Raw genomic sequence first — 6,265 nt, 5'->3', positions numbered from 1 at the left:
GCGGCTGGTCGGCCAACGAAGAGTTCAGGGCATCCATGCCGCGCTCCTGCACGAGATCGGATCACCCCTCATACACCCCATTCTTGTGACACAGTAGTATTAGCACGCCGATCAGCGTCCAATTCGTACTCTGGATCACACATAAGGGTCTGGGTCTGCAGCCGGCCGCCCGCAAGCGGGCGTTCCCAGAGGCCGCTTTGGGTCATATTGAGGCATTCACCTGAGCACCGCGGGACGTCCGCTTACCCATAGAGCTTGAGCCCCGAAGCGGACAGGCCGCTTGCGGCCACGTACGGTCGTTCAAGGCCAATCAGGCTGCCGGCAAGCAGACCTTTCGACGGTCAGAGAAGCGTCGCATGCAGAGCCCCGAGTGGAGTGGGCTTTCAGTCGACCCGGCCGCGTCGGCGCAACTTCGCCTGAGATGAAACAGCAGTTGGCTTAACCACGGCCAGGAGCAGCGACCCCGGCATGTGGATGCGCAGAGGCAGCCACGGCGTGGCGCCCCTGCGTATGGTTCGGCTGAGGCTCGTCTCAGGCGGCGACGTCCTCGCCGTTCGACCAGGCGCCAAGACGCCGGATCTTGCGCTCGCGCCCGTTCAGCCACCAGCCGAGCTGCGGCACCCAATTCTCGTAGGGCGCGTCCTTCGGGGCGGCCCCGAGCGCCTGCTCGGCGTTGAGCGCGAAGTTCGGGTCGCGCAGCGCCTCGCGCCCGATAGCCACAAGATCGGCATGGCCGCCGGCGACAACCTGCTCGGCCTGGAACGAATCGACGATCAGGCCGACCGCCATGGTCTTCAGGCCGGTGTCACGCTTGACGCGCTCGGCGTAGGGCACCTGGTGGCCGTAGCCGCTCGGGTGCTCGTAGACCGTGCCGACGCCGCCCGAAGAGACATCGACCACGTCGACGCCGATGGCCTTCAGCTCGTGCGCGAAAGCAACCGTGTCCTCGATGGTCACGCCGGCCTTGAGGCCGTCGACCGCCGAGACGCGCACGAACAGTGGCTTGTCGGCCGGCCAGATCGCGCGCAGCTCGCGAGCGATCTCAAGCGGCAGCCGCATGCGGTTCTCGCGGCTTCCGCCATAGGCGTCGGTCCGCTTGTTGGTGAGCGGCGAGAGGAACGAGTTCAGCAGGTAACCGTGGGCGGCATGCATCTCCACGACCTCGAAGCCGGCCTTGAGGGCACGCCTGGCCGCCGCGGCGAAGTCGGCCTTCACCTTCTCGATGCCGGCCGCGTCGAGCGCTTCCGGAACCAGCCAGCCGTCGTCGACCGCCTGCGCGTTGGCCGAGACGATGGCCCAGGGCCGGTCGCCGCGGGCGATGTCCGCATCGGTCAGCGGGCCATCGCCGTAGTAGGGCCGCTGCATGCTGGCCTTCGGGCCGGCATGGGCCAACTGAATGCCGGGGACCGCGCCCTGGGACTTCATGAAGGCCGCGATGCCGGCGAGCCCCTCGACCTGCTCGTCGCGCTAAAGGCCGACGTCGCCGTGGGTGATGCGCCCCTCCGGCGAGACAGCGGTCGCCTCGACGATGATGAGGCCGAAGCCGCCCAGCGCCAGCTTGCCGTAGTGGACGGTGTGGTAGGTGGTCACGAACCCGTCCTCGGCCTGGTACTGGCACATGGGCGAGACGGCGAGGCGATTGCGCAGGGTGAGGTTGCGCAAGGTAAGGGGTTCGAACAGCTTGGCCATTAGGCAAAAGTCTCCGTTGCGCCGGGAAGCTCGCCGCGGCGCTGACGTTCGTGCGGGATAGGTTATTGTAACGGTCGTTACTGACGCTACATCTGTAACGGGCATTACAGGCCGTCAACCCCGAACCGTCTGCGCTGAGGCCTGATGTGCGAAACGACACCGAGGACGCGATGACCGCGATCACGCCGCACAGGAGCAAGGGACGGCCCCGCTCCTTCGACCGGGAGCAGGCTCTCCACCGCGCCCTGGAGGTGTTCTGGAAGCGCGGCTACGAGCCGGCGACGATGGGCGAGCTGTGTGCGGCCATGGGCATCAACCCGCCGAGCCTCTACGCCGCCTTCGGCAACAAGGCGTCGCTCTTCATGGAGGCCGTCAAGCACTATGAGACGACCTACTGGGCGGCGCCTTGGCAGAAGCTCGCCGAGGAACCGAGCCTGCGAACAGCGATGGAGCGCTTCCTGCTCGATGCGGCCGCTGTGCTGTCCTCGCTCGACGCCCCCTGCGGCTGCATGGTGGTGCTTGCGACCGCCAACGTCTCTCCTGAGGCGCAGGACGTTCACGACGCGATGAAGGCATTGCGCGAGGTCAGTCGAGCCAACTTCCTGAGGCGCTTCGAACACGCGATTGCGGCTGGCGACCTGCCGCCTGGGACGGACGTCGGCGCGCTTGCTGCAGTGTTTACGACCGTGCTGCAGGGCATGTCCGTCCAGGCGCGGGATGGGGCCCCCCGCGAGGAGTTGGAGCGGATTGCCAGGGCATCGATGGCGATGCTGCCCTGAGCTTAAAGCCCAAATGTGGTCCGTTGCTCTTTCGGCTTCCGCCACGACCACGAGATCTGGCTGACGCTCCAGCAGGCGCTGAGAGCCTTCGCGCGCGACTGGATGGTCCACCGACACCCTCGCGGTTCGTCTCGTCCGGCGAGCTGCGGGGCTTGCCGCGTCGAGGATCGCAGGCATAGGCCTCGAAGGCTGAGCCCCGGATCCAAGGCCTTGACCTTCCCACCGCGGGAGGGTGCATCCTGCCGCCAGACACCACGCGGAAGACGCAGAAAGGCGTACCAATTCGCGTCGAAAAAGGCGAATGTGGACGTATACAGGCTGATTTATTAGACGCCGTTCCCTTGGCACGCCTTCCAAAGAGACTTGGTGTCGGCGCCGGATTCGTTAAGGCGCTTGTTCGCTGCGGAATCATTCCGGTCTGGAATACCGGCGGCAAACCTGGCGGCAAGCACCGATATCTAATCCGCCAAAAAGATATTGATGATTGGTTCAAATTCTTCTGCAGCAATACTATAGTAGTTTCTACAGTAACGGAATATTTGGCAGCTGTTTCGAAAGCACCTCGTCGGTGTCTAGTTTCAACTTCCACTCTACTATCTGCCACGCGGCGTGGCGAAATACGAGCAGTCGCGACATTACAGGGTGACGATACCCTTTCAGGCGTCTTGATCAGACTGAAAGACTTGAGTCCTTTTACATCGAAGCAGGTTCGCAAGAAGCCGTACGGGCCTCGTGGACCATATCGCACGCGGAAGACTTCTTGATCACACTCAAATTCGGCCGATATATTAATTAGTTAATTTTTGAGCCGTTCGAAATTGCGTTTGAAATTCCAGCAGAACGAGGCATGGATCGTCGTATTATGCTTTCTCTGATGCCGCATCTTCCGCTGATCCTCACTTCCAGACAATGCACCGATTGAAGTTGCGAGCTATTTGCCCGGACGTGTTGTCTCTACGCTCTGAGCCCATATGGTGGTTGTACACTCCACAACCGAAATATGGGCTATGGCATGCTTGTTGCGACGTAGATTTGGGCGACGTTTCTCAATTTTTTAGGCGATAACTTTCTTGAAATGTCTGACATTTTTCAGGCTGAAGAGGGTCAATTTTGCGCTATGCATCAGCGCGACCGATCGAAGCGAACAGGGTAGTTCGGCCGCGCGGGTCGGATGTTCGCTAGCCCGGCATAGGGCCATGTGGTCGTGCGCGCCCAGCTCCCTGAAAGATGCGGAAGCGAGGCTCCCTCGCTTCCGCGCAATGCCGGAGGGCGGCCGCCGGAGCCGCGCTCATGCACGCTCCCGCCATCGCATCGGCCTGCACGTGCAAGCGCTCGGCTATCTGTTTGACCCCGGCATTGCCCTCACTGATTGACTGCCGCCGGGGCGCGGATTCGGTCGTCCAGCGCCGTTGTCGAACTTGGCGGCACCGTGCGTCGGATCAAACGCGGATGGCCCAGCCCTCACGATTTGGACTTGCCGCCCTTCTTGCCGAGCTCGGCCTGGGCCGAGGAGGAGGTTCGCGGATTCGACTTGCCCTCGCGGCTCGCCTTGGCGTTGGCCTTCTTGGCCGCCGCGCTGCCGTGGCCCTTCTTCTCCGTCATGGTGACCTCCTGCGGGATGATCGGCAATGCATGGCTGACCCACTCGTTCCGGGGCGCGCGGATCCGGGCCGAGCCGCTCGGCCCCCTGCGCGCTGTCGCTGACCGAGCGTTCCGAACCACGATCGCCGGATCAATGCTCACGGCGACGCTGGTGACCGGTCACGGTGCATGGCCCGACTGCGCGGCGCGGCACGCGGCCATTCCCGCCAGCCGACGCACCCGCGCGATCATATTGACCGAAGCGTCCGGTGCGTCGCAGTTCTCCGCCTCCATCTCCAACGCCAGCAAGAGCTTGAGCAGGAGTTCGTCCTGCCTGCGCGGGGAGTCGGACAGATCCTCCGAGAGGATCGAGATCAGGCGCTGCACAAATGGGCAGGAGAGCAGCGGAACCGACGTCCTGGGCCAGCCGCTCGCCGGATCCGAGATCATGACGGTCATGGGCCATGGGCTCCTGTCGCCGCATGCTGCAGCGCGGTTCCACATCACCTTCGCCTTATGAAGAGACTGTACGGGTTCAGACCAGCAACCTGAGCTCTGGCTGCCGAATGCCTTCAACTTCCGGCAAGGTCCTGTGTGTCCTCACTGCATCTGCGGCGATTCTTCCGCTTATTCAATCATCGCCGGCCCATTAAGCCAAGCGGATCTTGTCTGGCCAGCGCCCGCTCGTGGTGGAGCTGTACTGTACGGCACAGCTGCATCTGCTTACGGTGCGGCGCTGAGATGACGAAGAGCGCGCTCAATTTCGCGGGTCTGCGCGTCGTACACATTCCTGGCTGCGGAAACAGTGATCAAGGACAGCGCCAGGAGAAGCGTGACAGCCAGGAGCGCCATGATGGTGCCGTCGAGATGCGGGCGATTGATGACCTGCATGATCACCTCCCACTCCCCCTGATCGCGAACACGATGCGCCCAAAGCCGAGAAATTATTGTGCCGCGGCACACATGTCTTCGTGCCTGTGCGCTTCCAGCTTGGCAGTACTTGGGCGATAATCTTGAGCGGCCTCACAAGAGCCAGACTTCGGCCCGGAACTTGGTTTTCTTGTTCTGCTTTGTCGCCGCGCGTCGGGCGAGCCGCCGCACCGTGGCGCTCGGACAAGTTCCGCAACACTGCGCCTGCCGCGTTCGCAAGCGGGGATGCGATTGTCCCGGAGCAGGCACGTCCCGTTTCAGCCCGGTCGGGTCGGAGGCCCGGCGGGAACCGGACGACGTCCATGCACCGGGCTTCACGGAACGGCATGCACCAGTCCGCAACGCGACTTGGCGCGTTCAACGCGCGTCGTGATGCGCTCGGTCAGCTCCACGTGTGACGATAGAGCACCTCGTGGGGACCAATCCCGATATCCGCCAAGCTTCTGTCGTCGAGGATCTCCAATTCCCGGTAAGCGCGTCGCGTGCAGTACCAATGCCGCACAAGGCGGGTCACCGATGCCAACATCGCCGTTCTCCAGGCTGGTTGCCCGGAGATTGGTAAGCGCCCGACTCAGAGAAATCTGTGCTCGGAGGCACCGATGCCAGCAATCATTTGATTGCTCGGCGACTGCAACATGTCCTGTGTTATCCTTTGGAGGAAACGGCACAGCTGACTGGCAGCAACCGGTGAGGACCAAGACAGGAACCGGCAAGCGGCGAGCGCGATAAAGCGGTCGTCCTGATCGCCAGCATCGTGGGCTGCAGCCGCTCGGCGGGCGCGGACGAGGCAGGCACCCGACGCCGCCTCATGTTCCCCGGACGCGCTCCCGCGTTGGCCGAAAGATCAGGAACTCGCGGCGGGGGACGGCCGGCCGCAGCAAGCGATTGGTTTACAAGTTTTCTTGTTGATAGATGCTCGAGCCTTACTGGGCTTCTCCTTCAGTTTTTGGCGCCCGTACGGTTTGGGACCCGCACACTCGAAGACGCGCGCATCATGATATCAGTGTTCCCGCGTGAGGTCGCGCCGAAGCCGAGCGGACGCGCGCGATCGGCTCTCGCTTCCGTGTGACCGAGCGCGTCAACGTCACGCCGCTCGTCCGATAGCGCTCGAACCGCGGGTGCTCCGCGCATCCAGACTGGCGCGGTGCAATCGCCGTGAACACGATCGACGATCTGGATTGGCAGCTTCTCGGACCGAGCTTCGGCCTGGGGGCGGCGCGCGAGGTCTCGGCCGAGGCCGGGGCCACGATCCGGGTCGAGGACGCCGCGCTCCTGTTCCAGGGCCA

5 protein-coding genes and 1 pseudogene are annotated in these 6,265 nt (G+C 63.4%); 1 reads left to right on the top strand and 5 read right to left on the bottom strand.

The window, feature by feature from the left end:
- Positions 1-531: 531 nt before the first annotated feature.
- Positions 532-1,689: pseudogene (locus WDW90_RS33735) on the bottom strand (NADH:flavin oxidoreductase/NADH oxidase).
- Positions 1,690-1,859: 170 nt separating this feature from the next.
- Between WDW90_RS33735 and WDW90_RS33730 the strand changes: the two are divergent.
- Positions 1,860-2,468, top strand: coding sequence for a TetR/AcrR family transcriptional regulator (locus WDW90_RS33730; protein ID WP_336492049.1), 609 nt, complete (start codon positions 1,860-1,862; stop codon positions 2,466-2,468).
- Positions 2,469-3,929: 1,461 nt separating this feature from the next.
- Here WDW90_RS33730 and WDW90_RS33725 read toward each other — a convergent pair.
- The 4 genes from WDW90_RS33725 to WDW90_RS33710 form a co-directional block, all read right to left on the bottom strand.
- On the bottom strand, positions 3,930-4,070 hold the full coding sequence (locus WDW90_RS33725) for a hypothetical protein (RefSeq protein WP_336492048.1): 141 nt from the start codon (positions 4,068-4,070) through the stop codon (positions 3,930-3,932).
- 159 nt (positions 4,071-4,229) lie between these two features.
- Positions 4,230-4,508 carry a hypothetical protein gene (locus WDW90_RS33720; protein WP_336492047.1) on the bottom strand — a complete coding sequence of 93 codons (279 nt, stop codon included), beginning with the start codon at positions 4,506-4,508 and terminating at the stop codon, positions 4,230-4,232.
- A 264-nt stretch (positions 4,509-4,772) separates the two neighbouring features.
- The gene (locus tag WDW90_RS33715; protein ID WP_336492046.1) at positions 4,773-4,940 is read right to left on the bottom strand and encodes a hypothetical protein; all 168 of its coding nucleotides are present in this window, start codon (positions 4,938-4,940) and stop codon (positions 4,773-4,775) included.
- Positions 4,941-5,361: 421 nt separating this feature from the next.
- Positions 5,362-5,505, bottom strand: coding sequence for a YjiS-like domain-containing protein (locus WDW90_RS33710; RefSeq protein ID WP_336492044.1), 144 nt, complete (start codon positions 5,503-5,505; stop codon positions 5,362-5,364).
- Between the last annotated feature and the right edge of the window lie 760 nt (positions 5,506-6,265).

The organism is Methylobacterium nigriterrae (genome assembly GCF_037106235.1).
Taxonomy (GTDB): domain Bacteria; phylum Pseudomonadota; class Alphaproteobacteria; order Rhizobiales; family Beijerinckiaceae; genus Methylobacterium; species Methylobacterium nigriterrae.
The sequence above is the reverse complement of the archived record's forward strand: the minus strand, read 5'-3'. Positions and strand labels throughout refer to the sequence as shown.

Bases quoted from the DNA above. Each gene is read 5' to 3' on its own strand.
- WDW90_RS33710 (WP_336492044.1), bottom strand. From the start codon at position 5,505: ATGTTGGCATCGGTGACCCGCCTTGTGCGGCATTGGTACTGCACGCGA.
- WDW90_RS33715 (WP_336492046.1), bottom strand. From the start codon at position 4,940: ATGCAGGTCATCAATCGCCCGCATCTCGACGGCACCATCATGGCGCTC.
- WDW90_RS33725 (WP_336492048.1), bottom strand. From the start codon at position 4,070: ATGACGGAGAAGAAGGGCCACGGCAGCGCGGCGGCCAAGAAGGCCAAC.
- WDW90_RS33730 (WP_336492049.1), top strand. From the start codon at position 1,860: ATGACCGCGATCACGCCGCACAGGAGCAAGGGACGGCCCCGCTCCTTC.
- WDW90_RS33720 (WP_336492047.1), bottom strand. From the start codon at position 4,508: ATGACCGTCATGATCTCGGATCCGGCGAGCGGCTGGCCCAGGACGTCG.